Origin of the sequence: Sphingomonas trueperi (assembly GCF_011927635.1) — a bacterium.
Classification (GTDB): Bacteria; Pseudomonadota; Alphaproteobacteria; order Sphingomonadales; family Sphingomonadaceae; genus Sphingomonas; species Sphingomonas trueperi.
Genome location: NZ_JAATJB010000018.1, coordinates 15,612 through 42,451, shown reverse-complemented (window position 1 = coordinate 42,451; position 26,840 = coordinate 15,612). Strand labels below are relative to the sequence as shown.

General features: G+C 67.7%; 23 protein-coding genes. 10 read left to right on the top strand and 13 right to left on the bottom strand.

The annotated features are described in order from the left end of the window. Positions 1-13: 13 nt before the first annotated feature. Positions 14-1,921, top strand: a complete 1,908-nt coding sequence (locus GGR89_RS19710; protein WP_209092411.1) for a putative bifunctional diguanylate cyclase/phosphodiesterase — start codon at positions 14-16, stop codon at positions 1,919-1,921. A 27-nt stretch (positions 1,922-1,948) separates the two neighbouring features. On the opposite strand, the gene GGR89_RS19705 is transcribed toward GGR89_RS19710, so the two are convergent. From GGR89_RS19705 to GGR89_RS19695, 3 genes are all read right to left on the bottom strand, one after another. Next, positions 1,949-2,671, bottom strand: a complete 723-nt coding sequence (locus tag GGR89_RS19705; protein ID WP_125973727.1) for a hypothetical protein — start codon at positions 2,669-2,671, stop codon at positions 1,949-1,951. 9 nt (positions 2,672-2,680) lie between these two features. Further along, positions 2,681-2,917, bottom strand: coding sequence for a hypothetical protein (locus GGR89_RS19700; RefSeq protein ID WP_125973729.1), 237 nt, complete (start codon positions 2,915-2,917; stop codon positions 2,681-2,683). Between the two features lie 184 nt (positions 2,918-3,101). Then, positions 3,102-5,834: a TonB-dependent receptor gene (locus GGR89_RS19695; protein WP_125973731.1), complete on the bottom strand. Its 2,733-nt coding sequence runs from the start codon at positions 5,832-5,834 to the stop codon at positions 3,102-3,104. Positions 5,835-6,101: 267 nt separating this feature from the next. Between GGR89_RS19695 and GGR89_RS19690 the strand changes: the two genes are divergently transcribed. The 4 genes from GGR89_RS19690 to GGR89_RS19675 all read left to right on the top strand — a co-directional run bounded on the left by GGR89_RS19690 (position 6,102) and on the right by GGR89_RS19675 (position 10,221). Then, a complete protein-coding gene (locus GGR89_RS19690; RefSeq protein ID WP_241217839.1) occupies positions 6,102-7,340 on the top strand; it encodes an MFS transporter in 1,239 nt (412 codons plus the stop codon). A gap of 127 nt (positions 7,341-7,467) precedes the next feature. Continuing rightward, on the top strand, positions 7,468-7,962 hold the full coding sequence (locus GGR89_RS19685; RefSeq protein WP_125973733.1) for an EF-hand domain-containing protein: 495 nt from the start codon (positions 7,468-7,470) through the stop codon (positions 7,960-7,962). Between the two features lie 160 nt (positions 7,963-8,122). Next, on the top strand, positions 8,123-8,842 hold the full coding sequence (locus GGR89_RS19680; protein WP_125973803.1) for a response regulator: 720 nt from the start codon (positions 8,123-8,125) through the stop codon (positions 8,840-8,842). Further along, entirely contained in the window at positions 8,839-10,221 is a 1,383-nt protein-coding gene (locus GGR89_RS19675; protein WP_125973735.1) for a sensor histidine kinase, read from the top strand. Before GGR89_RS19680 ends, GGR89_RS19675 begins: the two co-directional genes overlap by 4 nt. A gap of 142 nt (positions 10,222-10,363) precedes the next feature. Here GGR89_RS19675 and ndk read toward each other — a convergent pair whose 3' ends face one another. Next, positions 10,364-10,786: a nucleoside-diphosphate kinase gene (gene ndk / locus GGR89_RS19670; protein ID WP_125973737.1), complete on the bottom strand. Its 423-nt coding sequence runs from the start codon at positions 10,784-10,786 to the stop codon at positions 10,364-10,366. A gap of 74 nt (positions 10,787-10,860) precedes the next feature. Continuing rightward, positions 10,861-11,301, bottom strand: coding sequence for a DNA polymerase III subunit chi (locus GGR89_RS19665; RefSeq protein ID WP_125973739.1), 441 nt, complete (start codon positions 11,299-11,301; stop codon positions 10,861-10,863). A gap of 138 nt (positions 11,302-11,439) precedes the next feature. Here GGR89_RS19665 and GGR89_RS19660 point away from each other — a divergent pair, with 138 nt between their 5' ends. The 4 genes from GGR89_RS19660 to rsmA all read left to right on the top strand — a co-directional run bounded on the left by GGR89_RS19660 (position 11,440) and on the right by rsmA (position 17,018). After that, a complete protein-coding gene (locus tag GGR89_RS19660; protein ID WP_209092424.1) occupies positions 11,440-13,728 on the top strand; it encodes an LPS-assembly protein LptD in 2,289 nt (762 codons plus the stop codon). Between the two features lie 98 nt (positions 13,729-13,826). Continuing rightward, positions 13,827-15,185, top strand: coding sequence for a peptidylprolyl isomerase (locus GGR89_RS19655; protein WP_241213557.1), 1,359 nt, complete (start codon positions 13,827-13,829; stop codon positions 15,183-15,185). 1 nt (position 15,186) lies between these two features. After that, the gene (pdxA, locus tag GGR89_RS19650) at positions 15,187-16,200 is read left to right on the top strand and encodes a 4-hydroxythreonine-4-phosphate dehydrogenase PdxA (protein WP_125973743.1); all 1,014 of its coding nucleotides are present in this window, start codon (positions 15,187-15,189) and stop codon (positions 16,198-16,200) included. Continuing rightward, positions 16,197-17,018 carry a 16S rRNA (adenine(1518)-N(6)/adenine(1519)-N(6))-dimethyltransferase RsmA gene (gene rsmA, locus GGR89_RS19645; protein WP_125973745.1) on the top strand — a complete coding sequence of 274 codons (822 nt, stop codon included), beginning with the start codon at positions 16,197-16,199 and terminating at the stop codon, positions 17,016-17,018. Before pdxA ends, rsmA begins: the two co-directional genes overlap by 4 nt. Here the strand turns inward: rsmA and GGR89_RS19640 are convergent. The 5 genes from GGR89_RS19640 to GGR89_RS19620 are packed head-to-tail and all read right to left on the bottom strand — an operon-like array spanning position 17,015 to position 22,185. Beyond that, the gene (locus tag GGR89_RS19640) at positions 17,015-19,222 is read right to left on the bottom strand and encodes a fused MFS/spermidine synthase (protein WP_167713057.1); all 2,208 of its coding nucleotides are present in this window, start codon (positions 19,220-19,222) and stop codon (positions 17,015-17,017) included. The genes rsmA and GGR89_RS19640 overlap by 4 nt on opposite strands. Then, complete coding sequence (locus GGR89_RS19635) at positions 19,219-19,743, bottom strand: GNAT family N-acetyltransferase (protein WP_125973747.1); 525 nt, start codon at positions 19,741-19,743, stop codon at positions 19,219-19,221. The genes GGR89_RS19640 and GGR89_RS19635 overlap by 4 nt, the downstream gene beginning before the upstream one ends. Next, complete coding sequence (locus GGR89_RS19630) at positions 19,740-20,264, bottom strand: GNAT family N-acetyltransferase (protein WP_125973749.1); 525 nt, start codon at positions 20,262-20,264, stop codon at positions 19,740-19,742. Before GGR89_RS19630 ends, GGR89_RS19635 begins: the two co-directional genes overlap by 4 nt. Further along, positions 20,261-21,247 carry a porphobilinogen synthase gene (gene hemB / locus GGR89_RS19625; protein WP_125973751.1) on the bottom strand — a complete coding sequence of 329 codons (987 nt, stop codon included), beginning with the start codon at positions 21,245-21,247 and terminating at the stop codon, positions 20,261-20,263. Before hemB ends, GGR89_RS19630 begins: the two co-directional genes overlap by 4 nt. Then, entirely contained in the window at positions 21,244-22,185 is a 942-nt protein-coding gene (locus GGR89_RS19620; protein ID WP_125973753.1) for a histone deacetylase family protein, read from the bottom strand. The genes hemB and GGR89_RS19620 overlap by 4 nt, the downstream gene beginning before the upstream one ends. Before the next feature lie 78 nt (positions 22,186-22,263). On the opposite strand from GGR89_RS19620, the gene GGR89_RS19615 reads away from it, so the two are divergent. Then, on the top strand, positions 22,264-22,743 hold the full coding sequence (locus tag GGR89_RS19615) for an RNA pyrophosphohydrolase (RefSeq protein WP_125973755.1): 480 nt from the start codon (positions 22,264-22,266) through the stop codon (positions 22,741-22,743). Positions 22,744-22,749: 6 nt separating this feature from the next. Here the strand turns inward: GGR89_RS19615 and GGR89_RS19610 are convergent, their stop codons facing one another. The 3 genes from GGR89_RS19610 to bioB all read right to left on the bottom strand — a co-directional run bounded on the left by GGR89_RS19610 (position 22,750) and on the right by bioB (position 26,825). Beyond that, complete coding sequence (locus GGR89_RS19610; RefSeq protein WP_125973757.1) at positions 22,750-23,406, bottom strand: hypothetical protein; 657 nt, start codon at positions 23,404-23,406, stop codon at positions 22,750-22,752. Between the two features lie 166 nt (positions 23,407-23,572). Further along, positions 23,573-25,582 carry an acetyl-CoA carboxylase biotin carboxylase subunit gene (locus GGR89_RS19605; RefSeq protein ID WP_125973759.1) on the bottom strand — a complete coding sequence of 670 codons (2,010 nt, stop codon included), beginning with the start codon at positions 25,580-25,582 and terminating at the stop codon, positions 23,573-23,575. 232 nt (positions 25,583-25,814) lie between these two features. Next, positions 25,815-26,825, bottom strand: a complete 1,011-nt coding sequence (gene bioB / locus GGR89_RS19600) for a biotin synthase BioB (RefSeq protein WP_125973761.1) — start codon at positions 26,823-26,825, stop codon at positions 25,815-25,817. Positions 26,826-26,840 lie beyond the last annotated feature (15 nt).

The window sequence follows — 26,840 nt, the reverse complement described above, 5'->3', positions numbered from 1 at the left end:
CTTTTACGGAAGCATGCATTATGCCGCAGGCAAGGCCGATCCGGGCAAGGTGCACGCACCTGCACATGGGGGCGACGTGGACATATCGCTTCAGAATAACATCTTGGAGCTTGTCGCCAAAGGCGCCGATCTTGCCTCGGTCACCGATCGGCTGTGCCGCGAGGTGGAAGTGCGCCTGCCCGATGTCCGTTCCATGATTCTTCGGGTAGATCTCGCCGGGCGGCTCCATCCCGTTGCCGGCCCAAGCCTTCCGGAACGCTATCTGGAGGCGGTCGACGGGATGATGATCGGCCCCAAGGTCGGCTCGTGCGGCGCCGCTGCCTATCACGGCGAGCCGGTCGCGAGCATCGATATCGAGACCGATCCCAACTGGGCCAAATATCTCGACCTGACCCGCCCGCTGGAGCTGCACGCCTGCTGGTCGAACCCGATCACGAACGCCCGCGGCGAGGTGACCGGCGTCGTTTCCTTCTACTATCGCGTGCCGCGCGGGCCCACGCCGATGGAACGGCGGATCATCCAGGTTTGCCTGCACCTGTGCGCGATCGCGATCGAACAGGATATCTGGCGCGCCAAACACGTTCGTCGCGCGCAACTCGACGGGCTCACCGGCCTGCCCAATCGCTCGGCCTTCACCACCTCGCTCAGCGACCTGGATTGCAGCGAGCCAGGGGCCTGGGGGTTGATCCTCGTCGACCTCGACAATCTCAAGATCGTCAACGACACGTTCGGCCATGCCGCGGGCGATGCGTTGATCATCCACGCCGCGCGGCGCCTGTCCGAAGCCGCCGCCCCCGATCGCGCCTATCGCCTCGGCGGCGACGAATTCGCGGTGCTGGTGCAGAGCCCAGCGGCGCTCGCCGACCCGGCCGAAGCCGCGCGCATGCTGCTCGATGCGCTTGCCCAACCGATCGAGGATGGCGAACGCAACGTCGTCCCCCGCGCGACCGCCGGCGGCGCGCTGATCGGCGAAAGCGAGACGGCCGAACAGGTGCGGCTCAATGCCGATCTCGCGCTCTACCATGCCAAGGAAACCGCGCGCGGCAGCTTCGTCCGCTACGTGCCCGGCATCGCCACCCGCATGGCCCGGCGGCTCGATGCGATCCATGCGGTGGAGCGCGCGCTCGCCGAGAATCGACTCCTCCCCTATTACCAGCCGCTGTTCGACCTGAAGACCGGCGAGATCCTCGGCTTCGAGGCGCTATGCCGAATGCGCACCGAGGACCGCATCGTCTCCGCCGCCGAATTCTTCGAGGCAACCACCGACGGCAAGGTCGCCGGTGCGATCACCGCACGCATGCTCGAACGCGTCGCCGCCGACCTGCGCCACTGGTGCGACCTCGGCATCGCGCCGCCGCATGTCGGCATGAATTTCTCATCGAGCGACTTCCACGGCGCCCGGCTGCGCGAGATGATCCCAGAGACGCTGGCGCGGTACGGCGTGCCGCTGCACCATCTGGTGCTGGAGATCACCGAGACGGTGTATCTTGGCCAGGGCGACACCGTCGTCGCCGATACGCTGCGCTGGTTCCGTGCCCAGGGGCTGCTGGTGGCGCTCGACGATTTCGGCACCGGCTATGCCTCGCTCACCCACCTGCTGACCATGCCGGTCGACTTCATCAAGATCGACAAGAGCTTCACCGACCAGCTGCTGCAGAACAGCGCCAGCCGCGCGATCGTCGAGGGCGTGCTGCACATCGCGCAGGAGCTCGACATGCGGGTGATCGCCGAAGGGGTCGAGACCGAGCTGCAGGCAGAACGGCTGCGCAGCATCGGATGTGCCTATGGCCAGGGGCACCTCTTCTCGCCCGCGGTCGGGATGGAGCGCGCGACCGAGATCCTGCGCGCGGCGAAGATCCCGCCGCTCTCGCCCACGCGCGGTGCGGCCGGAACGGCATCCGACACGGCACTGCTTCACTGAAGCTGCGCCGCGACGACCAGGCAGCTTTCAGGCTGCCTTGACCGAATTCGCCGCCTGCTCGTCCAGCAGCTGGTTGAACCGCTCGACATAGGGCTTGAACCACTCTGCCTTTTTCAGATCGTCGGCGGTGTTGATACCGTGCAGCTTGCTGGTGATCTGCGGGTCGGTCTCCTTCGCCTTGGTCATGGCTTCGACCAGCAGGCTCAGCATCTTGTCATCCGGATTGGTGCTCGCCGAAATGTCGCCGAACACCGACTTGCTCTGCTCCTCGCCCAGCGTGACCCGCGCGGAAGCCCGGCCTAGCTGGCTGCGCACGCTCGTATCCTTCGCCGCCTCGCCGTCATACACGCGCATGACCTCTGCGCGATCTTCCGGCCGAACGGCCGAAAGCCCCATGCCGATATAGGTGTTATGCAGTTCGGGCGACCCGACATAGCCGCCAGCGCGGAAGTGATCCTGCCACTGCGTCGCCATGACAGCCAGATTCTTCTCTTCGTCGGAGAAGGTGCCACTGGTGTCGGCAGCGACCAGCGCCATCGAGCGGGTATCGAGATCGCCGATCATCGCGTAGACATATTCGCTCGTGTTCTTGTTTACATCCGCCCCGATGCGCGCCGTCTTATCGTCGAACCGTGCCCGCACGTCCTTCAACACCTCGGCATCGTTCAATCCCGCCGAACTGCTGACCCGCGTAGGGTCGCTGATCCCCATGGCGAATTCATGCGAGGAGAAGCCCTCCAGGGCCGGCACGAACATCTCCTAGACGGACGGCGCCTCGTCTTTGGGCTTGGCGGTCTCAGGCTTGTCGGATTGCGCTGCGAGCAGCGCATTCGCCGTGTCGGACGCGAGCTGCACGCCGCGCGGGTCGGCTGCTGCCGCCGACGGCTCCACTGCCGCCGGCGTGGCCTCAGCAGCTTTGGTGTCATTACCCACGGGCGCAACGGTGGCTACGCCGGCAAGATCGGCGGCCTGCGGCAACGGACGGATCGAAGACATCAACTTTCCCCTCGAAGATGCTCTATTCCAACACCTATCCTCATATGCGGGAATTCGGCGCCGACGTCCTCTCTCGCAAAAGAATTTCAATCGTTGCGAGTAAAGCTACGGTTCTCCCGCGTGCGGGGCAAAAAACGGGCCGAAGGATCGTGCCTCCGGCCCAGTGCTTTCCTCCCCAGGAAAGTCAGAAACGGGTGCGCAGCGTGATACCGTAGGTGCGCGGCTCGGCGAGATAGGCCGAGAAGAGCTGGCGGCCGCCCGGATATTTGGGATCGGTGAACGGCGCGGTGGCGGCACCCTCCTGGAAGGGCGAGTTGAACACCACCTGGGTGTAGTTCTGGTTGAAGATATTCTGTCCCCAGAACTCGATCGCCCAGCGCTCATCCTTGCCGCGGATGCCGATGCGGCCGTTGACCAGCGTGAAGCCGTCCTGGATCTTCTGCGGGAACAGGTCCGAGCCGGTATTGAAGTCGCCGGTCATGCGCGCGTCGAAATAGATCAGCCCGCTGAGGCCCGAGCTGCCGAGCGGCGGCGTCCAGGCCACCGATGCGGTGCTGACGATCTCCGGCGCGTTGGACAGCTGCTGCCCCGGCAGCAGTCGAAGCGCCTGGTCGAGCGGTGCGCCGGCGTCGCTGCCGACCAGCTGGTCGCGATAATGGGTATCGGCATAGGTCAGGCCCAGTCCGACGCGGAAGTCGCGCGCCGGCACGATCGAGGCTTCGAGCTCGACGCCCTGCGACACCACGCCGTAGCTGACGTTCGAGGACGAGCAGGCCCCGGTGGTGGACGCCGCGGCGTTGAAGTTGGTCGCGGTGCTGAACTTGCTCTGGTCGCGATCGCCGCCGCCCAGGCTGGCGGTGCAGCCGTTGATGTTCTGCACCAGGAAAACGGTGCCGTTGAAGGTGTTGAGCTGGAAGTTCTTGAACTGCTGACGGAAGGCCGAAAGGTTCAGGCTGAACTTCCGGGTCGAGTATTTCAGCCCGATCTCGAAGGCGTTGTTGGTTTCCGGCGCGAACTGGAGGTTGGCGGTCAGCGCCTGCGCGCCGCCCACTGCCGCGAAGGGCAGGATCGGCACTTTGAGCGCCGACTTGTCGAGGTTGAACCCGCCCGCCTTGTAGCCGCGCGAATAGCTGCCGTAGAGCAGCAGGTCGTCGGTCGGCTTGTAGGAGAGGATCGCGGTGCCGGTGAACTGGTCCTCCTTGCGGGTATCGCTGATCGCAACGCCGTTGAGCTCGGCGGTGGAATTGCCCTGGCAGGACAGGCCGAGAATGCCGTCGATCGTCGCGGTGAGCGAGGCGACCGAGCGGAGCGGCAGCAGCGACGTCTGGTTGGCGACGCAGGCGGTGTTGTCGTTGCCGAAGGTCGCGTTCAGCCGCTTGCGCTCATTGGTGTAGCGCAGGCCCAGGGTAAGGTCCAAGCCTTTGGTGACGTGGAAGATATTGTGGGTGAACAGCGCCCAGTTGCGGCTGTTCTGCTTGAAATAGTCGCGCGTCGTGCCGCGATCGTTGATTCCGTCGAGCCGGTCGAACGCCGCATAGATCAGCGGGCTCGCGGCACCGAACAGCGCCGGCCGCGCGGCAAGGCAGCCCGCCGCTGCCGGGTTGTAGAGGGCGGCGAGCGCGCTGCCCGAGACGATCCGGCAGGTGGCGAAGCGCCCATACTGGCTGCCGAAGCGGAGATTGTCGACGAGCGTCAGGTCCTCGTTGGCGAAATAGCCGCCGACCAGCCAGTCGAGCTTCTCGTTGAACGCGGTACCGTTGAGGCGGAGCTCTTGGCTGAACGTCTCGAACGCGCGCGAGGAGTCCGCATTGGGGGCGCGATAGAGCAGGTCGACCGCGCTGTAATCGGTGTCCGCACCCTGGCTGGAGAAATAATTGCGATAGCCAGTGATCGAGGTGAGCTTCACATTGCCCAGGTTCCAGTCGAGCTGCACCGAGCCGCCCCAATCCTCGGTGATGCCGCCATAGCTGCGCCCCCGAGAGACATAGAGATCGCGGCTATACGGATTGCTGAACGCCGCCATCGGCTGGCCAAGATCGCGCAGCACCCGGACGATGTTGTTCGCGGTCGGGCTGTTCAGGCTGCCAATATAGGGGTTGATCGAGGAATCGACATAGACCGCGCCGCAGCATTCTTCGTTGCGATGGGTATAGTCGCCGATCACGCGGATCTGGATGTCGCTGGTCGGTTCGAACAGCAGCTGGCCGCGCAGGAAGTAGCGATCGCGATTGTTGACGTCGCGATTGTTGGTGACGTCGCGGTAAAAACCGTCGCGCTTCATGTAGACGCCGTCGAGCCGGCCCGCCACGGTGCTGCTCAGCGGCACGTTGACGAAGCCCTGCAGGCGGATTGTCTCGTAATTGCCATAGGTCGCCTCGGCCCCCGCCGAGAAGATCGACTCCGGCTTCTTCGAGACGATGTTGATGAGGCCGGCCGAGGCATTGCGGCCGAACAGCGTGCCCTGCGGCCCGCGCAGCACCTCGATCCGCTCGAGATCGCCGAGCTCGCTGAGACCGATGCCGGAGCGAGAACGATAGACGCCGTCGATGAACACCGCGACCGAGCTTTCCAGGCCGGGATTGTCGCCGACCGTACCGATCCCTCGAATACGCGCGGAGCCATTGGCTTCACTGCCCGTCGAGGAGACCAGCAGCGACGGCGCGACCTGGTTCAGCGCGCGGATGTCGTTGGCACCGGTCTGCTGCAGCGTCTCGGCGCTGACCGCAGAGACCGCCAGCGGAACGTCGGCCAGCGCCTGGGCGCGACCCTGCGCGGTAACGATGATCTCGTTGTCGGACTGGACGGCTCGCCCGGCGGCGTCCTGCTGTTCCTGGGGTGTTTCCTGCGCGAGCGCGGGCGCTGCGAGCGCCATGACGAGTGCCGGCACTGCACAGGCCGACATAAGGCGTAGCCGCATATCTTTCCTCTCCACCGAGGTTGGAGCTGTGGTTCCGCTCCATACCCGAAGCTCGAATACACGCCTTGTGGCCAGCGGCGTCAAGCAAAACTAAAGTTGCAAAATGCCACTTGAATGCAATCGTTGCTGAGAAAGCACAGTGTTGCCCAACCGGATTGGCATCCTGCGCACGCCACGCTCGCCCGCGCGCAGTAAGGCGTTGACGGCTCTCACACTTCCCGCACTCGTCCGCACGACGTGGCGCGCGCGGCCGGATTGCGGTACGCTATGCTTCCTCCGGGGAGGGGACCGCATGCACTTTCACCATCGCGCCGTGCCGATCGTGCTTGCCGCCGTCTTGATCGATTCGATCGGCTTCGCGTTATCCTGCCCGTACTTCCGAAGCTGATCGTCACGCTGTCGCATACCAACCTCGACGATGCCGCGCGGATCGGCGGCTGGATGCTGGTGGCGTTCGCGGTCGCGCAGTTCTTAGCCGGGCCGATCCTGGGCTCGCTGGGCGACAGCATCGGTAGGCGGCCGGTGCTGCTCGCGTCGATGGCGGCGTTCGCGATCGACTATCTGCTGATGGCGGCGGCGCCGACGATCGGCTGGCTGTTCGTCGGCCGCATCGTCGCCGGTGTTGCTGGCGCGGTCTACGGCCCGGCCAATGCGGTGCTGGCCGACGTCGCTCCGCCGGAGAAGCGCGGCGCGACCTTCGGCATGATGGGCGCGGCCTTCGGGATCGGCTTCATTCTCGGCCCCGCCGTCGGTGGCCTGCTCGCCGGCCTGGGGCCGCGCGCGCCGTTTATCGCCGCGGCGGCACTCGCCGGGCTCAACGCGCTGTGGATCCTGTTCCTGCTGCCGGAGACGATGGCGCCCGCGCGCCGACGCCCGTTCCGCCTGCGCGACGCGCACGTCTTCGCCGCGTTCCGGCCGCTGTTCGAGGCGGGCAATGCCAAGCCGCTGCTGCTCGCCGCCTTCCTCTGGCAGCTCGCGCACATGGTCTATCCGGCGACCTGGGCGTTCTTCGGCGAGATCGCGCTGGGCTGGGACGAACGGATGATCGGCGCCTCGCTCGCCGCCTCGGGCATCTGCATGGCGCTGGTGCAGAGCTTCGTCACCGGTCGCGCGATCGCCGCCTGGGGCGAGGAGCGGACCGTGGTGCTAGGCATGCTTGCCGGGGGCCTCGCCTTCATCGGCTATTGCTTCGCGCGGGAGACCTGGATGGTCTTCGCGATCATCCCCTTTGCCGCCTTTCAGGGCCTCGCCTTCCCGTCGATCAACGCCCTGCTCTCCCGGATGACCGATCCGTCGCGCCAGGGCGCGCTCCAGGGCGGCATGGCGGCACTCGGCAGCGTCGCGCTGATCCTCGGGCCGCTCGTCCTCAGCCAGGCTTTGGCCTATGGATCGGAGCGCGGGTTCCAGGGGGGCAATTTCGCGGTGGCGGCGGTGCTGGCCCTGAGCGCGCTGCTGCTGATCGAATGGAAGGTCGTACCGCGCGTCCAGCAGGCGCCCGCCGAATAGCACACGACAAATTGCGACACTTTAGCCCGGGCGATGACAAACCCGTGCGACAGCGGCAGGGGAAACAAGGTGCGTGCCGGGGGTCTGCCCCCGCCCCCGGCATCCCCTTCTTCTCCAGGAGTTCCGGATGCTGAAACGTGTCACCCTCGCCGCGCTCGGCGCCTCGCTGCTCGCGGGCTCGGCGCTTGCCGCCCAGGCGGAACCGCAGGACGGCCCGCGCGGCCCTCGCCACGATCCGCTCGCGATGGCCGACCAGAACAAGGACGGCATCGTCACCCGCGACGAGATGCTCGCAGGCGTCGCAACCCGCTTCAACGCGATGGACGCCAATCACGACGGCAAGGTTACGCCCGAGGAGCGCGAGGCCTATATGACGCAGCAGCGCGCCCGGATGGGTGCCCGCATGGCGCCCAAGAAGGATCTCACCCTCGCCGACGAACAGGCCCGCGCCGCCCGGATGTTCGACCGGATCGATACCAACCATGATGGCAAGATCGACGCTGCCGAGCGTCAGGCTGCCGCGCAGAAGATGATGCAGATGCGCCGCGGCGGCGGCTGGCGTGGTCGCCAGGGTCCGCCCGCCGGCGACATGCCGCCCCCTCCTCCGGCCGACGGCAACTGACGCCGGCCGGAGCAGCCGGGCGGGAGGCCGCGGGCATCGCCGATCCCGTCCCCGTCGGGATCAGACGCGCCTCCCCTGGCGCGTCACTGCGACGCTTCGCGGATCTCCTCCCTCCCGCCCGGCTCTTTTCCCCGCTGCCAAAGGCGCTACGTTGGTGACCATGTCCGAGGTTCCCCACCTGCTGCTCGTCGACGACGAGCGCTCGATCCGCGAGCCGCTCGCGCAATATCTCACCAAGCAGGGCTTCCGCGTCACCCAGTCGGGCGATGCCGAAAGCGCGCGGGCGCGGCTCAACGCCTATGCGATCGATCTGGTGGTGCTCGACATCATGATGCCCGGCGAGGACGGGCTGAGCCTGTGCCGCCATATCCGCGAGACCAGCGAGACCCCGGTGATCCTGCTCACCGCGCGCAGCGAGGAAACCGACCGGATCGTCGGGCTGGAGATGGGCGCCGACGATTATGTCGTGAAGCCGTTCAGCCCCCGCGAGCTTTCCGCCCGGATCAAGGTGGTGCTGCGCCGCTGGTCGGCAGGCGGCGCCAAGCAGCATGCACCCGAAACCGGCTCCTTCGCCTTTGCCGGCTGGGTGCTCCGCACCGGCGAGCGCACGCTGGTCGACCGCGAGGGTGTGTCGGTGCCGCTGTCTACCGGCGAATATAATCTGCTCCACGCGCTGGTCACACGGCCGCGCCAGGTGCTCACCCGCGACCAACTGCTCGACCTCACCCAGGGCCGCGAGGCGGCGGCGTTCGATCGCGCGATCGACAATCAGGTCAGCCGATTGCGCAAGAAGATCGAGACCGACGCCAAGAACCCTTCGATCATCAAGACCGTGTGGGGCGGCGGCTATACGCTGGCGGCCGAGGTCACCCGGCTTTGAGGCGCTTCCTGCCCACCAGCCTGATCGCGCGCATCGCCCTGCTCGTCGCGGCGGCGCTGTTCGTCGCGCAGGCGATCAATTTCGGGCTGCTGCTCCATGAGCGGCAAAAGGCGCGGTTCGCTCTGGTGATTGCGCCCGCTACCACGCGGCTGGCCGACGCAGCCGAACGCCTGCTCGTCCTCCAGCGCGAACCCCCGCGCCAGCCAGGGGCTGCGAAGAGGCGCTTCCTCTCCGACCCTCGCACCCATGTACGCCTGCATGCGGAAAACCCGTTCGCGAACGAAATCGCTCGGCGCCGCCCCGATGTTGAACGTGATCTCCGGCGCGGGCTCGAGGATGCCGGGCTGCGCGCCGGTACGATCATGGCGGCGCTGCGCCCGGTCCGACCGGAACGTCTGCGCGACCCCAGGCTCGACCCGCTGCGCGCCGAGCGGCTGCGGCGGATGGGGGCGGAGATGCTGGTCGCGGTCGAACTGCCCGGCAAGGGCTGGCTGACCCTCGCGACACCTTGGCCCCGCACCGAATTTGACCTGATCTGGCAGCTCGCCGCGCAGACGCTGATCCTCTACGTCGTCGTGCTGGTGCCGGTGCTGCTGGTCGGCGGACGGATCGCGCGGCCGCTGCGCACCCTCACCGAGGCTGCGCGGACCTTCCGCCCCGGCGACGACACCGCCCCGATCCGCGAGCGCGGGCCGAGTGACGTGCGTGCGCTGATCGCCGCCTACAATGCGCTTGGCCGACGGGTGACTTCGATGCTCGACGAGAAGGACCGGATGCTCGGCGCGATCGGACACGACCTGCGTACGCCGCTTCAGGCGCTGCGGGTGCGGATCGAGTCGGTCGAGGACGAAGACGATCGCGCGCGGATGGCCGACACGGTCGACGAGATGAGCCGCACGCTGGACGACATCCTGTCGCTGGCGCGGCTCGGTCGGCCGAGCGAGCCGAATACCGATGTCGATCTCGGCGCGCTGGTCGATGCGGTGGTCGAGGATTTCCGCGATCTCGACCACGACGTGACCTTCGAGGAGCCCGAACGGCTCAAGATGCGCCTGCGGCCGACGCTGATGCGCCGAGCGGTGCGCAACCTGATCGAGAATGCGGTGAAGTATGGCGGCGGGGCCGAGGTTCGGCTGATCCCCGAGGCCGAGCGGGTGACGATCGAGGTGTGCGATCGCGGGCCCGGCATTCCGGCGGACAAGCTGGAGGCGGTGTTCAACCCCTTCACCCGGCTGGAACAGTCGCGCAACCGCGATACCGGCGGGATCGGGCTGGGGCTGGCGCTGGCGCGGGCGATCGTCAACGACGCCGGGGGAACGATCGCGCTGGGGAACCGGGAGGGTGGCGGGCTGACTGCGACGATCACCCTGCCGCGGTAGGCCCCACCGAGACGAACGCCTGTTCTGAAATCCCTCCACCCCGCCCCTCCTCCAAGGAAGAGGGGCTTAGAAAAGAAGCACAAAAAAAGCCGCGCCTCCCGTCGGAAGCGCGGCCCTTTTCTACCGAGTAACCGTCAACCTATCAGCCGACGATTTCTTCCGGCTTGAAGAAGAAGGCGATCTCGATCGCGGCATTCTCTTCCGAGTCCGAACCATGGACCGAATTGGCTTCGATCGACTCGGCCAGTTCCTTGCGGATCGTGCCCGGTTCGGCGTTCGCCGGGTTGGTGGCGCCCATGATGTCGCGGTTGCGCTGCACGGCGTTCTCGCCCTCGAGCACCTGCACCACGACCGGACCCGAGATCATGAACGAGACGAGGTCGTTGAAGAAGGGGCGCTCCTTGTGGACGCCGTAGAAGCCTTCGGCCTGCTCGCGGGTCATCTGGATGCGCTTGGAGGCGACGACGCGCAGGCCGGCCTCTTCCAGCATCTTGGTGACGGCGCCGGTCAGGTTGCGGCGGGTGGCATCGGGCTTGATGATCGAAAAGGTCCGGGTCGCGGCCATGGCCGTGCGGCTCCTGTAATTGGTGATGGAAGGAAGTGGCGGCTCCCTAGTCCCGCAACGTCTTCAATGCAAGCTCAGGCGACCTGCGCCCAGCGGCCATTTTCGTCCTGTCGCCAATAGCGCCGCTCGACGCCCTCGCGGCCGCCCAGGGCGCGCCAGGCGACACGGGCCGCGCCGATGCTATCCTCGTCGAACAGATGGAAGGCGCGGTCGAAATCCAGCGCTTCGTTGCGCCAGAGGCCGTCGACCAGCGCGACATTGCGGGCACCGTTCGCCGGTGCGACCGTCTCCGCAATCAATGCCGGCTGCTCGCTGTCCCAGTCGCCACCGGCCTGGGCATGCGGCAGAAAGCTCGCCGGCTGGTAGCTCCAGAGCAACTGGTCGATGCGGGTACGCAGCACCGGATCCCCGGCGACGATCAGCAGCCGGCCGCCGTTGGCCAGCACCTTTTCGGCGATCGACGGAAGCACGCGATCGAGCGGCGCGACGGTAAGGTGATAGAAATCGACCTGCATGCGGGGCCCCTTAGCCCGGATGTGCGTTGGGGCCAACGCGCCTCCCGTTGCGGAGCCGCAATCGCTGCGATAGGGCACGTCGATGCCCGTTGCCGGGGAGTGTCGATACAGGTGGGAGTTTTCGTGAAGCGCAAGGCCATGTTCTTTCCGGCCGCGCTCGGTCTGTGCCTGTCGGCGCAGGCACGCGCCCAGCAGGCGCCCGATTCGCGTCCCCTGCCCGTCGATCAGGCTGCCGGCACCACGCTCCCCGCCGCCGATCTGCAGGACCGTCCGGCAGAGCCCGCGCCGCCGCCGGCCAATGGCCTGCCCGACGATCCCAAGCAGGTCCAGTTCACCGCCGACCAGCTCGACTACGACATGAACAGCGACGTCGTCACGGCCAGCGGTGACGTGCGCATGTACCGCGAAAGCAACCGCCTCCGCGCCGACAAGGTCACCTGGGACCGCCGCACCGGCAAGGTGATGGCCACCGGCAACATCGTCGTCGCCAACCCGGAGGGCGATGCCGCCTACGGAGACAGCATCGAGCTGACCGACACGCTGAAGGATGGCGTGGTCGACAACATGCTGGTGGTGCTGGAAGCCGGCGGCCGCATCGCCGCCGCGCGCGGTTCGCGCAACGACGGCGGCGTGATCACGGTGGAGAACGCCGCCTACACGCCTTGCTCGGTCTCCGACAGCTCGGGCTGCCCCAAGGAACCGTCCTGGAAGATCACCGCCGACCGCGTCGTCTACGACCCGGCCAAGCACCGGCTGCGCTACAAGGGCGCGCGCATCTCGGTGTTCAAGTTCGTGACGATCCCGCTGCCCGCCTTTTCGCATCCGGCGGGCGGCCAGAGCGATTCGGGGTTCCTGACGCCCGACGCGCGCTACAGCCGCACCAACGGCCTTCAGCTCGCCCTTCCCTATTTCTTCAGCATCGCGCCCAATCGCGACCTGACCGTCACGCCGCGGGTCTTTTCCGACACGCTGCCGATGCTGCAGGCGGACTATCGCGAGCTCAACAGCCTCGGCGCCTTCCGCCTGCAGGCGTACGGCACCTATAGCCGCCGCGCCGACGACCTTACCGTGACACCGACGCCGGCGACGCTCCGCAACGATTTCCGCGGCTACCTCGACCTGGCCGGACGGTATCAGCTCGACACCAACTGGGACGTTCGCGCGTCGTTCCGCGTCGCGAGCGACCGCACCTTCCTGCGCCGCTACGACATTTCGCGCGACGACCGGCTGCGCAACAACCTCGCCGTCGAACGGATCGACGCCGACAGCTATTTCGTGATCAACGCCTGGGCGGTGCAGACGCTGCGCGTGGGCGACCGCCAGGGGCTGCAGCCGGTGGCGCTGCCCGAGATCGATTATCGTCGCCGTCTCGACGACGGGCTGCTCGGCGGCAAGTTCGACTTCGAGGTCAACACCCTCGCACTCACCCGCACCGGCGGGCAGGACACCCAGCGCGCCTTCACCAGCGCACAGTGGAGCATCCGGCGGCTCACCAACTGGGGCCAGGAAGTCAGCCTGACGGCCTATACCCGCGGCGACGTCTACAACACGTCCGACACGATCGCGACGACGGTGGCGAGCTATCGCGGCGAGGACGGCTTCCGCTTCCGCGGCATCGCCGCCGGCGCGCTCGACGTGAAATGGCCCTTCGTCGGCGAATTCCTCGGCGGGTCGCAGCGGATCACCCCGCGCGTGCAGATGGTGGTCGCGCCCCACCTGGCGAACATGGAAGTTCCCAACGAGGACGCCCGCGCGGTCGATCTCGAAGATTCCAACCTGTTCGCGCTCAACCGCTTCGCGGGCTATGATCGCTTCGAGGATTCGACGCGCTTCACCTACGGGCTCGATTACGCGCTCTATCTGCCCGGCATCAGCGTCGAGGCCAATGTCGGCCAGAGCTACCGCCTGACCACGCGGCCCACGCTGTTCCCCAATGGCACCGGCCTCACCGATCGCATGTCCGACATCGTCGGCCGTACGGTGATCCGCTTCCACGATTTCGTCAGCCTCACCCACCGCTACCGGCTCGACAAGGACGGGCTGGCGGTGCGCCGGAACGAGATCGACATGTCGGTCGGGTCGCGCGCAACCTATGTCACGGTCGGCTACCTCCGCCTCAACCGCAATGTCGATCCGACGCTGGAGGACCTCCAAGACCGCGAGGAGCTTCGTCTCGGCGCACGCGTCCAGTTCGCGCGCTTCTGGTCGCTGTCGGGCTCGACGCTGATCGATCTCACCGACAAGCAGGAAGATCCGCTGTCGCTGGCCAATGGCTTCCAGCCGATCCGCCACCGCATCGGGCTGTTCTACGAGGACGACTGCCTGCGCATCGGCACCACCTGGCGGCGCGACTATGCGACCACCGGTGACGCGCAGCGCGGCAACTCCTATCTGCTCACCCTCGCCTTCAAGAACCTCGGCCGCTAGAAGGCCCGGTCTGGGGGATTCGGCGCTCAGCCTTGGTTCAGGCACAATTGCGCTATAAGCGCTGCTTCCCGTTTGAGGATAAGGGTCGTTCTGAAGTGATGATGGGTGTGGGCAGGATTGCGGGAACGGGTGCGAAGTGGCTGGCCGGCGCGGGGTTCGCTGCCCTGGCGACGGTGGCGATCGCCCAGACCTCCGCGGGGCAGGATGGCCAGGCCGGCGTGAGCAACGGGCTCGATCTGCCCAGCACGCTGGAGATTTTCGGCAAGGCCGACCCGAACGTCCGCAAGCCCACCGCGATCGTCAACGACTATGTGATCACCGGCACCGAGGTGGACCAGCGCGTCGCGCTCGTCACCGGCATGCAGAAGCTGACCCTGAAGCCCGAGGAACGCGAGCAGCTCAAGCTCGCCATGCTCCGCCAGCTGATCGACGAGACGCTGGAGATCCAGGAGGCCAAGGCCAACGAGATCAAGGTCGATCCGCGCGAGATCGAGAACAGCTTCAGCCGCGTCGCCACCCGCTTCCAGAAGACGCCCGAGCAGATGCGCGCCTGGCTGCGCGAGATCGGTTCGTCCGAGCGTTCGATCAAGCGCCAGATCGAGGCCGAGCTCGCCTGGAGCCGCCTGCTGCGCAAACGCGTCAACGTGAATGTGGGCGAGACCGAAGTGAAGGCGATGATCGACCGCCTCACCGCCCAGAAGGGCACCGACGAATACCACGTCTACGAAATCTACCAGAACGCCACGCCCGATCGCGCCCAGGAAGTCTCCGCGGGCATGCAGAAGATGATCGAGCAGATGCGCTCGGGCACGCCGTTCGACTATCTCGCCCGCACCTATTCGCAGAGCTCGACCCGCGCCCGCGGCGGCGATCTCGGCTGGATCCAGCCGGCGATGCTGCCCGAGCAGCTGGCGCAAGCGGTGCAGGAAATGCAACCGGGCCAGGTCGCGGGGCCGATCCCGCTCTCGGCGGGCTTCTCGATCGTATACCTGGCGGACAAGCACAAGGTCGGCATCTCGGACCCGCGCGATGCCAAGCTGAGCCTCCGCCAGCTGTCGCTCGCCTTCGCCAAGGGCATCACCGAGGCCCAGGCGAGCACCCGTGCCGCCTCCTTCGCCAAGGCGACCCAGGCGATCCGCGGCTGCGGTGACGTGAGCAAGGTCGCCTCGGCCGAGGGCGCCGAAGTGGTCGATCGCGACAACATCGTCATCAAGGATCTGCCGCCCGCACTGCAGAACCTGATCCTGCCGCTGCAGGTCGGCCAAGCGACCCAGCCCTTCGGCTCGATCGAGGACGGCGTGCGTGTGCTGGTGATCTGCGGCCGCGACGATCCGCCCGCCGCCAACACGCCGTCGGTCGAGCAGGTGCAGGAGCAGCTGGAGGACCAGCGCGTCAACCTGCGCGCCGAGCGCATGCTGCGCGACCTGCGCCGCGACGCGCTGATCGAATATCGCTGACGTGACGGCAGGAGGCGCCTTCCTGCCTCCGCTCGCCGTCGCCATGGGCGACTCGGCGGGGATCGGGCCGGAAATCACTGCCAAGGCGTGGGAAGCGCGCGGGGCCGAACGCCTCGCGCCGTTCTTCGCGGTGGGCGACCCCGTAGCGGTGCGCGCCGTGTGGCGCGGACCGATCGCGCAGATCGGCGATCCGCGCGAGGCATTCGCGGCATTCGGCGAGGCGCTGCCGGTGCTGCCGATCGGCGATACCGGTCCGGTGGTGCCCGGCGCACCGTCGCTCGGCACCGCGCATATCGCGCTCCAATCGCTGGAGGTGGCGACCGGCCTCGCCAGCGCCGGGGCCGCGGGCGCGCTGGTGACGGGCCCTGTCTCCAAATCGCAGCTCTACGCGATCGGCTTCTCGCACCCGGGCCAGACCGAGTTCGTCGCCGAACGCTGCGGCATCACCGCCGACAATGCCGTGATGATGCTCGCCGGGCCGACGCTGCGCGTGGTGCCGATCACCGTACACGTCCCGCTGGCGGCGGTGCCGTCGCTGATCAGCGTCGAGCTGATCGTCGCCAAGGGCCGCGTCACCGCGCGCGGGCTGCAGCGCAATTTCGGCATCGCAAGCCCCCGCCTCGCCTTCGCCGGGCTCAACCCGCATGCGGGCGAAAACGGCGCCATCGGGCGGGAAGAAATCGAAGTGCTCGCACCGGCGATCGAACAGCTCCGCGCCGACGGGATCGATGCGAGCGGGCCGTACGCCGCCGACACGCTGTTCCACGCGCGCGCCCGCCAAGGCTATGACGCGGCGCTCTGCCTCTATCACGACCAGGCGCTGATCCCGATCAAGACGCTCCATTTCGACGACGGCGTCAACATGACGCTGGGCCTGCCGATCGTGCGCACCTCGCCCGACCATGGCACCGCCTTCGGCATTGCCGGGCAGGATCTCGCGCATCCGGGTGCGATGATCGCCGCGATTCGTATGGCCACCGAAGCGGCGCAGCGCCGGGCAGAAGCCACCGCGTGACTGCCCTGCCCCCGCTCCGCGACGTCATCACCAGATACCAACTGAGTGCCAGCAAGGCGCTCGGCCAAAATTTCCTGTTCGACGGTCAGCTGCTCAGCCGCATCGCCAAGGTGCCCGGCGACCTCTCCGGTGCAGAGGTCTTCGAGGTGGGCCCAGGCCCCGGCGGCCTGACCCGCGCGCTGCTCCAGGCGGGCGCCAGCGTCACCGCCGTCGAGCGCGACCGGCGCTGCATTCCCGCGCTGGAGGAACTGGGCGGCTATTTCCCCGAGAAACTCCGCGTTATCGAGGGCGATGCGCTGGAGGTCGACGCACCGGCGTTGTTCGCGGGCAAGCCGCACATCGTCGCCAACCTGCCCTATAATGTCGGCACCGCGCTGCTGGTCGGCTGGCTCTCGGCCGAATGGCAGCCCTGGTGGGCGAGCCTGACGCTGATGTTCCAGAAGGAAGTCGCCGAGCGGATCGTCGCACAGGCGGGTACCGAACATTATGGCCGCCTGGCGGTGCTCGCCCAGTGGCGGAGCACGCCGCGGATCGCGATGAACGTCCATCGCTCGGCGTTCACCCCGCCGCCCAAGGTGATGTCGGCGGTGGTGCACATCGTCCCCGGCGCGGCGCCCGAGGGCGTGCAGCTCCGCATCCTGGAGGCGGTGACGGCCGCCGCCTTCGGCCAGCGCCGGAAGATGCTGCGCCAGAGCCTCAAGTCGGTTCCCGGCGCGCTGGCGGCACTGGAGACGCTCGGCATCGACGCGAGCCGCCGAGCCGAGACCGTCAGTGTCGCCGAGTTCGTCGCGATCGCGCGCGAACTCGGGCGCGGCTAGTCCTCCCCCGCCGGGCGGAACAGCCGCAGCACCGGTACCAGCGAGGCGTGATCGTCCGTCCAGCCGGTGAAGCCCGGCTGGCCAACCAGCGGACGCCATTCGCCATCGCGCGCCTTCAACGCTGCCAGCACCCGCGGCGAGCGGCTGAGCGCGATCCAGTCCGATACCGCGCCTTCGTCCTGCCGTTCGAGCGCGCTCGGCACATGAACCAGCCGCAGCCCCTGCCATCCGCCGGCCTTCGCGGCCCCGGCCACCACCGGCGCAAGCGCGAGGAAGCGGTTCGAGATATGGACGAGCAGCACCCCCTCTGGCGCCAGCACGCGGCCATAGGTGGCGAAGGCCTCGGCGGTCATCAGGTGCATCGGCACCGCGTCCGAGGAGAAGGCGTCGAGCGCAAGCAGGTCGAGGCTGGTCGCTGGCAGTTCGCTCAGCCGCAGCCGCGCGTCGCCGACGGAGATCCGCGCCTGCGGGGCGCAAAGGCGCAGGAAGCTGAACTTGCCGGAGTCGCGGGCGAGGTGGACCACCGCAGGGTCGATCTCGAAGAAGCGCCAGGCCTGGCCGGGCCGCGCATAGCAGGCGAGCGTGCCGGTACCGAGCCCGACGACGCCGACGCGCGTGCTCGGCCCATAGAGCGCGGGTGCCGCGAGCATCGCCTGCCCCACGCCCGATCCCGCCTGATAATAGGTCGTAGGCCGCGCCGCCCGGGCACCTTTAAGCTGCACGCCATGCACCGTGGTGCCGTGCGCGAGGCGGCGCTGATCGGGCTGATCACTCACCGTGTAGACGCCGAAATAGCTGCGGGTCCGCGCGCCGCTGAGCGAGGTCTCGATCGCGGTATAGCCGCCGAACAGGAACAGCCCACCCGCCAGCGCCACGGCGAACGGCCAGCGCGCGCCGATCGTCACCAGCCCGATCACCGCCACCGCGACGAAGCCCAGCTGGATCTGGATCGGCCCAAGCAGTTGCACGTGCAATGCGACGATCACGATCGCCACCACCGCGGCGCTCAGCGCCAGCCCCACGGACAGCCGATAGCGGCTCGCCCACAGCTGCGCGAGTTCGCCGGTCAGCGCGCGTTGCGGGATCAGCAGTCCGGCGGCGAGGATCAGCAGCGGATATTCATAGGTCCAGTCGAACAGTATCGGCGCCAGCAGTCCGGCGAAGACGCCGCCCAGTGCACCGCCCACTGCCATGGCGAGATAGAAGCCGGTCAGCCGCTCGGGCGGCGGGCGCAGCGCGTAGAGCCGGGCATGGCAGGCAACCGCAACCGCGAACAGGAGCACCAAGCCGATCAGCGCGTTGAAATAGGCGAGCCGCGAATCCCCGGCGACCAGCGTTGCGCCAAACAGCAGCAGCACGAGGGGCACGCAGCGCGCGAGCAGGTCGTCGAGCAAGGCCGAGCTGCGGAAGGCGACGGGAAAGCTCAACAGGTACAGCCCGAGCGGCAGCACCCACAACAGCGGCACCGCGACGATATCGGTGGTGAGGAAGGTCGTCGTCGCCAGCATCAGCCCCGAGGGCACGAGTGCGAGCACGATCCACCGCACCCAGTCCCGCGCCACCGTCGCGGAGCGATCGGTGCGGGACGCGGGCAGCGCCTCGCCCTTGGGCAGACGGCTGGCGCAGGCGAGCACCAGCAGCGCCACCAGCGCATAGCCGATCGTCCACAGCCAGCTCTGGCTCCGCAGCCGCAGCAGCGGCTCGACCAGCAGCGGATAGGCGAGCAGGCCGCCGAAGCTGCCGATGTTCGAGGCGGCATAGAGCGCATAGGGGTCGCGCCCATGGCTCGCCACCGCATACCAGCGCTGGAGCAAAGGTGCTTGCGCGGAAATGGCGAGGAATAACGGCCCAATCGCGGCGACGAGCAGCCATGGCACCCATAAAGCAGGCTCGGCACCTGCGGGGACTTGCATGGTCCCCAGCCCGATGGGCAGCCACAGCGCCGCGAAGGCGAGCACGCCGAGATGCACGCTTGCCTGGGTCCGTACGCGGAACCGCCCCAGCCAATGCGCATAGCCATAGCCGACCAGCAGCAACGCCTGGTAGACGAGCATCGCCGAATTCCACACCGCCGGCGCGCCGCCGAGCCGCGGCAGCGCCATCCGCGCGACCATCGGCTGGATCAGGAACAGCAGGAACGATCCGCCGAGAATGGCAGCGACGAACAGCGCGCGGCGGGCGCCGCCGGCCTGCGCCTCCGTCACGGGCGGGCGATGCGGTACGTGCGGTGGCGCCGCAGTTCGGGAATGGCGGCCGGATGATCGAAATCGGCATCGAGCGCGCGCTGCATGCCGAGCCGCTCCATCAGCCCCCAGCTGCGGGCATTTGCTTCCACGGTGATCGCGGCGATGCTCGGCACGTCGAGCCGTCGCCAGCCCCAGGCGAGGCTCGCCTCCGCCGCCTCGCCGGCATAGCCCTGCCCCCAATGCTCGACGGCGAGCCGCCAGCCGATCTCGACCTCGCCGTCGATGGGGGTGCCGGCAGCACCCGGCTTGAGGCCGCAAAAGCCGAGGAAACGGCCGTCCTCGCGCCGCTCGATCGCCCAGAAGCAATGGCCGTGGCTGTCAAGAAAGCCGATCTGCCGGTCGACCCCGGCATCGCTCTCGGCGCGCGACTGTACCGGGCCGATGAACGCCATCACGCGCGGATCGGTGCACATCGCATGAAACGGTTCGCGGTCGGCATCGGCCCAGCCGCGCAGCAGGAGTCGTTCGGTCTCGATCATGGCCGGGGGATGGCGAAGGCGACGCTGGGACGCAAGCGATGCCCTTCCGGCTGCACCGGATGCTCGAAAGCGGCGAACCAGCGCATGCCGAGCCGCTCCATCAGCGCGCGGCTGGCCAGGTTGCAGGCGGCGGTGATCGCCACGACGCGGGGCTCGCTGCGGTGCGACCAGGCCCAGTCGAGGGTCGCCAGGGCCGCCTCGCGGGCATAGCCCTTGCCCCAATGGGCACGCGCGAACATCCAGCCGATCTCGAGCTCGCCGGCGATCGGCGTGTCGGGCGCACCGGGCTTGAGCCCGCAAAAGCCGAGGACCGCGCCGTCCTCCCGCCGCTCGACCACCTGGAAGCCTAGACCGTGGCTGGGGCCATAGCCGAGATGCCGGGCGATCGTTGCCCGGCTATGCGCCGGGGTCTTCACCGGCCCGAGGTCGCGCATGACGTCCGGATCGCTCCACATCGCGTGGAGCGCGCCGAAATCGCGCGGCGCGGGCAGCCGCAACAGCAGCCGCGCCGTCTCGATCACGCGCCGAGCAGCCGTGCCGCCAACGGGGCGTGATAAGTGAGCACCCCGGAACACCCTGCCCGTTTGAACGCCATCAACGTCTCCAGCACCAATGCCTCGCGATCGCCCGCGCCAACCGCGGCAGCCGCCTCGATCATGGCATATTCGCCGGAGACCTGATAGGCGAATACAGGCACTTCGAACGCGCTCTTCACGCGGGTGACGATGTCGAGATAGGGCAGGCCCGGCTTTACCATCACGCTGTCCGCACCTTCGGCCAGGTCGAGAGCTACTTCGCGCAGCGCTTCCTCGGCATTGGCGGGGTCCATCTGATAGGTCTTCTTGTCGCCCTTGAGCAGCCCGCGGCTGCCAACCGCGTCGCGGAAGGGTCCATAAAAGGCGCTCGCATATTTGGCGGCATAGGCCATGATCTGCACGTTGACATGCCCGTCGCCTTCCAGCGCGGCGCGGATCTGGCCGACGCGGCCGTCCATCATGTCGCTCGGCGCGACGATGTCGGCGCCCGCCTGCGCCTGCACGAGCGCCTGCTCGGTCAGCACCGCCGATGTCTCGTCGTTGAGGACATAGCCCGCGGCGTCGACGATGCCGTCGTGGCCGTGGCTGGTATAGGGATCGAGCGCGACGTCGGTCAGGACGCCCACTTCGGGCACCGCGTCCTTGATCGCGCGGATCGCGCGGCACATCAGATTGTCCGGGTTAACCGCCTCGCGGCCGTCTTCGGTGCGCAAGCCATGTGGCGTATTGGGGAACAGCGCCAGGCAAGGGATGCCGAGGTCTCGCGCCTCGCGGGCGCGGTCGACGATGCCGCTCAGGCTCCAGCGCGAGACGCCCGGCAGCGCCGCGATCGGCTCCTCTTCCGTCCCCTCGGTCACGAACACCGGCCAGATCAAGTCGGCGGGAGTGAGTACCGTTTCGGCATGGAGGCGACGGCTCCAGGCCGAAGCCCGGGAGCGGCGGAGGCGAAGCGCGGGATATTGGCTCATGCCGCGTCAAATGCGCCTTGGTTGCGGCAGTTGCAAGCGTCGCCGAGCGCGGTAGCGCCGAGGGTGAGGATCGAGGTGGCATGCCGCTGCGCCACCTCCATCGCATCGCTGCCATAGCCACCACCCAAGGTACTGGCGAAGGGAATGCCGCGCCGTCGCATCGTCTCCGCCACCCAGCGATCGCGCGCCACCAACCCCGCACCGCTCAGCCCCAGCCGCCCGAGCCGATCGTCCGCGAACGGATCGACGCCGGCCTGGTACAGCACCAAGTCGGGGTCGAACTGAGCGACCAGTGGCAGCAATGTCGATTTCAGCGTTTCGAGATAGGCGTCGTCCCCCGTCCCATCGGGCAGGCCGATGTCGAGGGTCGAGCGTGCCTTGCGTACGGGGAAGTTCTTCTCGGCATGGATCGAATAGGTGGCGATGTCCGATCGCCCGGCGGTGAGCGCCGCGGTGCCGTCGCCCTGATGCACGTCGCAATCGACGATCAGCACGCGAGCGGCATGGCCCTCCTCGGTCAGGCGCACCGCGGCAATGGCGAGGTCGTTGAACACGCAATAGCCCGCGCCGGTATCGGCCAGCGCATGGTGGCTGCCGCCCGCACTGTTCGCCGCATACCCCTCGGCCTGCGCAATCCGCGCGGCAAGGAAGGTGCCGCCGGGCACCCGCTCCGATCGACGCGCGACCGCGGAGGTGACGGGGAACCCGATCCGCCGCGTCTTGTGCGGCGGCACGCGCGCCTCCAGCACTTCGGCGACATAGTCGGGATCGTGCACCGCCTCCAGCCAGCGCGGCGGCATTGCCTCGGGCGCGTGCCAGGCGATGCGCGCGCCCTCGGCGTGGAGCAGGTCGCGGACCAGGCCATTCTTGTTCCATAGATAGGCGCTGCCCGCCGGTGCCGGCGCGACATAATCGGGGTGGTGGACGACGGGGATCACGCGGCCAATCTAGGGAGCGGCAATCCCGTTCGAAAGACGACCCTTCCGTCAGGTCCCGCGCCGCTCTAGGGAAGCGCCATGACCGATCTCGCTTCGCTCCCCTATCGCCCCTGCGCGGGCGTGATGCTGCTCAACCGCGACGGCCGCGTGTTCGTCGGCCAGCGGCTCGATTCGACGCTGGAGGCCTGGCAGATGCCACAGGGCGGGATCGACCCGGGCGAGGATGCGCTCGAAGCCGCCTTTCGCGAGCTGTGGGAAGAGACCGGCGTCGCCCGCCATCATGCCGAGCTGATCGCCGAGGCGCCCGAGGAACTGCAATATGACCTGCCCGACGACCTGGTCGGCAAGGTGTGGAAGGGCAAGTGGCGCGGCCAGCGCCAGCGCTGGTTCCTGCTGCGCTTCCTCGGCGAGGACGGCGATATCGACATCGCGACGGCGCACCCCGAGTTCCGTGCCTGGCGCTGGTCGGACCCTGCCGACCTTCCGGAATTGATCGTGCCGTTCAAGCGGGCGCTCTACACGCGGCTGTTACAGTTGTTCGCGCCGCACCTCGGCTGAGCGCGATCAGGCCGCGCGCCGCGCCGGCATCACCGCGAAGGACAGGCCGGTGATCGTGCCCAGCACGACCCCCGAGACGACGCCGCCGATCAGCCCGCGAATGGCGATCTCGAGGCTGCTCGGCTCGGCGCTGCCGACCGAGGCCGCGACATAGATGCACGGCAGCGCGGCGCCCCAGCCGATGGCGCTCACCGCGACCCACCAGTGCACTTGACCCGCCGCACGGTACAGCACCAGCGCCTGCGCCGCGCCGAACAGCACGCCCAGCCCCAGCCCGAAGCCGGCGGCGGCAACCGCGGTCTGGAACAGCGTCTCGACGGGCGGCAGCAGCGGATCGCCATCGAGTGGCGGAAACACGGCGTACCAGGCGCCGATCGCCCATACGACGATACCGACCAGCGTCGTCGCACCTACCCACGCGCGCAGATCGAGTGCCGGGAATTGCCGCCGCAGCGCCCAGCCCTGGAGCAGCCCGAGCGTCAATCCCTGGATCAAGCCGCTCAGCGCCTTGGCGAAGAAGACGATCCATTCGGCGGTGGGGCCGACCGGCACCGGATCGAAGCGATCGACGGTGACCCACCAGAGGGCGGCGGCACCGATGCCGAGCAGTTCGCCCGCGGCGCACGCCTCGATCCAGCGGGTGAAGCCATCCTCTTCCTGCACCTTGCCATCCTTTGGGGGCGTGCGGTCCTCGGGGGTGAACCGTCGAGCGTCCCTCTTATCACGATTGAGACACGAGTTTCCCAATCGCCACAAGCCCGGAAACGGCAGAAGGGCAATCCGTTACTGGATACGCCACCGTATCGATGTGAGACGTATTGCCGCTAAGTTACTCGAATTCGAGGATGGCAGCGTCCACCGTCAGGCTGTCGCCAGGTGCGAAATGCGCGTGCTTGACGGTGCCGGCGCGCTCGGCGCGGAGGATGTTCTCCATCTTCATCGCCTCGATCACTGCCAGCGCCTGCCCCGCCTCGACCCGGTCGCCGGGCTGGACATGCAGCCGGGTGAGCAGCCCCGGCATCGGCGCGAGCAGGAAGCAGCTCATGTCGGGCGGCACCTTCTCGATCATGTGATCGCTATACTGCGCGACATGCGGCGGCAGCACCTCGACCCGATGCGCGGCGCCGTGCGCGGTGAGCTTCCAGCCGGTGCGCGTGCGATCGACCGACGTGGCGAAAGGTTCGCCGTCGATGCGCGCGAAGAGCTGCGGATCGCCCGCATGCCAATTGCAGGAGACTTCCAGCGGCGGCGTGTCGCTCGACAGGTTGACCAGCAGCCCGGTGTCGCAGCCATCGACGCTCACGTCGAAGCGGTGCTCGCCGATCCGCACCGAACGCTCGGTGGAAAGCGCCACCGCCCCGAGCTGGCCGGAGATTTCCGCCGCCCGCGCCGTGCGCGCGAGGTCGAGCACCACCGCGACAGCGGCAAGGCGGCGCACCAGTTGTTCGTCCGCCGGCGCACCGTGGAAGCCCTCGGGATATTCCTCGGCGATGAAGCCGGTGGTGAGCTCGCCCGAGCGGAAGCGCGGGTGCTGCATGATCGCCGAGAGGAAATCGATATTGTGGCCGATGCCGTCGATCCGGAAGCGGTCGAGCGCGCGGACTTGCAGGTCCGCTGCCTCATCGCGGGTCGGCGCCCAGGTGATCAGCTTGGCGATCATCGGATCGTAGAACATGCTGATTTCGGAACCTTCGGTCACGCCGTCGTCGACGCGGACATAGCCCTGCCCCGCCGGCTCCGCCGCCGGCGGCCGATAGCGCACCAGCCGCCCGGTGCTGGGCAGGAAGCCGCGATAGGGGTCCTCGGCATAGACGCGGTTCTCGATCGCCCAGCCGTCCAACTTCACCTCGTCTTGGCCGAACGCCAGCTTCTCTCCGGCGGCCACGCGGATCATCTGCTCGACCAGATCGAGCCCGGTGATCGCCTCGGTCACCGGATGCTCCACCTGGAGCCGGGTGTTCATCTCGAGGAAGTAGAAGCCCTGCCCGGTCTTGTCGGCGCCCGATACGATCAGCTCGACCGTGCCCGCGCTGTAATAGCCCACCGCCCGCGCCAGTGCGACCGCCTGCTCGCCCATCGCCTTGCGCATCGCCGGCGTGACGAAGGGCGACGGCGCTTCCTCCACCACCTTCTGGTGGCGGCGCTGGATCGAGCATTCGCGCTCGTTCAGGTAGACGATGTTGCCGTGCTGGTCGCCCAGCACCTGGATCTCGATATGGCGCGGGCTTTCGATGAACTTCTCGATAAACACGCGGTCGTCGCCGAAGCTCGCCAGCCCCTCGCGCTTGGTCGCTTCGAAGCCTTCGCGGACGTCCTGCTCGCTATAGGCCAGCCGCATGCCCTTACCGCCGCCGCCGGCGGAGGCCTTCATCATCACCGGATAGCCGATCTCCCCCGCAATCCGCACCGCATGCTCGGTATCCTCGATCTCGCCGACGAAACCGGGAACGACGTTCACGCCCGCCTGCTGGGCGAGCTTCTTCGACTCGATCTTGTCGCCCATCGCCGCGATTGCCCCCGGCGGCGGCCCGACGAACGCGATGCCCGCCTCGGCACAGGCCTTGGCGAAACTCTCGCGCTCGGACAGGAAGCCATAGCCTGGATGGATCGCGTCGGCGCCGGTTTCCTTGGCGGCAAGCAGGATCAGGTCTGCGCGGAGATAGCTCTCCGCCGCAGGCGCGGGCCCGAGCCGCACCGCCTCGTCCGCCATCCGCACATGCGGCGCGCGGGCATCAGCATCCGAATAGACCGCGACCGTGGCGATGCCCATCTTCTTGGCGGTCCGCATCACCCGGCACGCGATTTCGCCACGGTTGGCGACGAGGATTTTCTTGAACACTAATTGCTCCAGCGTCGAAGCAACGACAGGGTGCACCAGCAGCCTGCCATTGCCAGTAGGATTGCAGCCACCAATGCGTAAAAGACCGCGTCAGCGTCGCCGCCAAACAAGGGCAGGAGCAGGACCCAAAGTGCGGGTCCAAGCAACATTGCCCAAATTGTACTTATGAGAGACGACCGGAGACTCACCCGGCTCGCGCGGCGCTCCGACCATCGCACGAAGCCGGAAAGCATTACTCCGCCGCCTCCAGCTCTACCTTGCACTCCGCTGCCATCGGCGTGATGCCGAGGCGCGCGAACAGCGCCGCGTCCTTGTCGTCGCCGGCATTGCCCGCGGTCAGCAGCTTGTCGCCGGTGAAGATCGAATTGGCGCCCGCCAGGAAGCACAGCGCCTGGGTGGCATCGCTCATGCTCTCGCGCCCGGCCGAGAGGCGGACCATCGAGCGCGGCATGGTGATGCGCGCCACCGCGACCGTACGGACGAACTCGATATCGTCGATCATGGCGAGCGGCGTGTCGGCCAGCATGTCGCCCAACACCGTGCCCTTCACCGGCACCAGTGCGTTGACCGGCACGCTGCCCGGATGCACCGGCAGGGTCGCCAGCGCGTGGATGAAGCCGACGCGATCACCACGCGTTTCGCCCATGCCGACGATGCCGCCGCAGCACACGTTGATGCCCGCCTCGCGGACATGCTCCAGCGTCTCCAGCCGCTCCTCGAAGCTGCGGGTGGTGATGACCTCGCCGTAGCGTTCGGGCGAGGTATCGATATTGTGGTTGTAGTAATCGAGCCCGGCATCGGCGAGCGTCTTCGCCTGCGCGTCGGTGAGCATGCCCAGCGTCATGCAGGTTTCCATGCCCATCGCGCGGACGCCCTTCACCATCTCGACAATGGCGGGCATGTCGCGGTCCTTGGGGTTGCGCCAGGCGGCGCCCATGCAGAAGCGGGTCGAGCCATGGTCCTTGGCCTGCGCCGCCGCCTGCAGCACCGCGCGCGGATCCATCAGCTTGGTCGCCTTGAGGCCGGTATCGGCATGCGCCGACTGGCTGCAATAGCCGCAATCCTCGGGGCAGCCGCCGGTCTTGATCGAAAGCAGCGTCGAGCGCTGGACCTGGTTCGCCGGATGGTTGGCGCGGTGGACTTCGGCGGCACGGAACACGAGTTCGGTGAACGGCAGGTCGAACAGCGCAGCGATCTCGTCGCGGGTCCAGTCGGTGCGGACGGGGGAGGATTCGAAGGTCAAGCAAGCAACTCCGGT

Coding starts and splice junctions, on each gene's coding strand:
- hemB (WP_125973751.1), bottom strand. CDS start 21,247: ATGAGCCAATATCCCGCGCTTCGCCTCCGCCGCTCCCGGGCTTCGGCC.
- GGR89_RS19665 (WP_125973739.1), bottom strand. CDS start 11,301: ATGCAGGTCGATTTCTATCACCTTACCGTCGCGCCGCTCGATCGCGTG.
- GGR89_RS19700 (WP_125973729.1), bottom strand. CDS start 2,917: ATGTCTTCGATCCGTCCGTTGCCGCAGGCCGCCGATCTTGCCGGCGTA.
- GGR89_RS19615 (WP_125973755.1), top strand. CDS start 22,264: ATGACCGATCTCGCTTCGCTCCCCTATCGCCCCTGCGCGGGCGTGATG.
- GGR89_RS19660 (WP_209092424.1), top strand. CDS start 11,440: ATGTTCTTTCCGGCCGCGCTCGGTCTGTGCCTGTCGGCGCAGGCACGC.
- ndk (WP_125973737.1), bottom strand. CDS start 10,786: ATGGCCGCGACCCGGACCTTTTCGATCATCAAGCCCGATGCCACCCGC.
- GGR89_RS19695 (WP_125973731.1), bottom strand. CDS start 5,834: ATGCGGCTACGCCTTATGTCGGCCTGTGCAGTGCCGGCACTCGTCATG.
- GGR89_RS19685 (WP_125973733.1), top strand. CDS start 7,468: ATGCTGAAACGTGTCACCCTCGCCGCGCTCGGCGCCTCGCTGCTCGCG.
- GGR89_RS19635 (WP_125973747.1), bottom strand. CDS start 19,743: ATGATCGAGACCGAACGACTCCTGCTGCGCGGCTGGGCCGATGCCGAC.
- GGR89_RS19680 (WP_125973803.1), top strand. CDS start 8,123: ATGTCCGAGGTTCCCCACCTGCTGCTCGTCGACGACGAGCGCTCGATC.
- GGR89_RS19690 (WP_241217839.1), top strand. CDS start 6,102: ATGCTTCCTCCGGGGAGGGGACCGCATGCACTTTCACCATCGCGCCGT.
- GGR89_RS19655 (WP_241213557.1), top strand. CDS start 13,827: ATGATGGGTGTGGGCAGGATTGCGGGAACGGGTGCGAAGTGGCTGGCC.
- GGR89_RS19710 (WP_209092411.1), top strand. CDS start 14: ATGCATTATGCCGCAGGCAAGGCCGATCCGGGCAAGGTGCACGCACCT.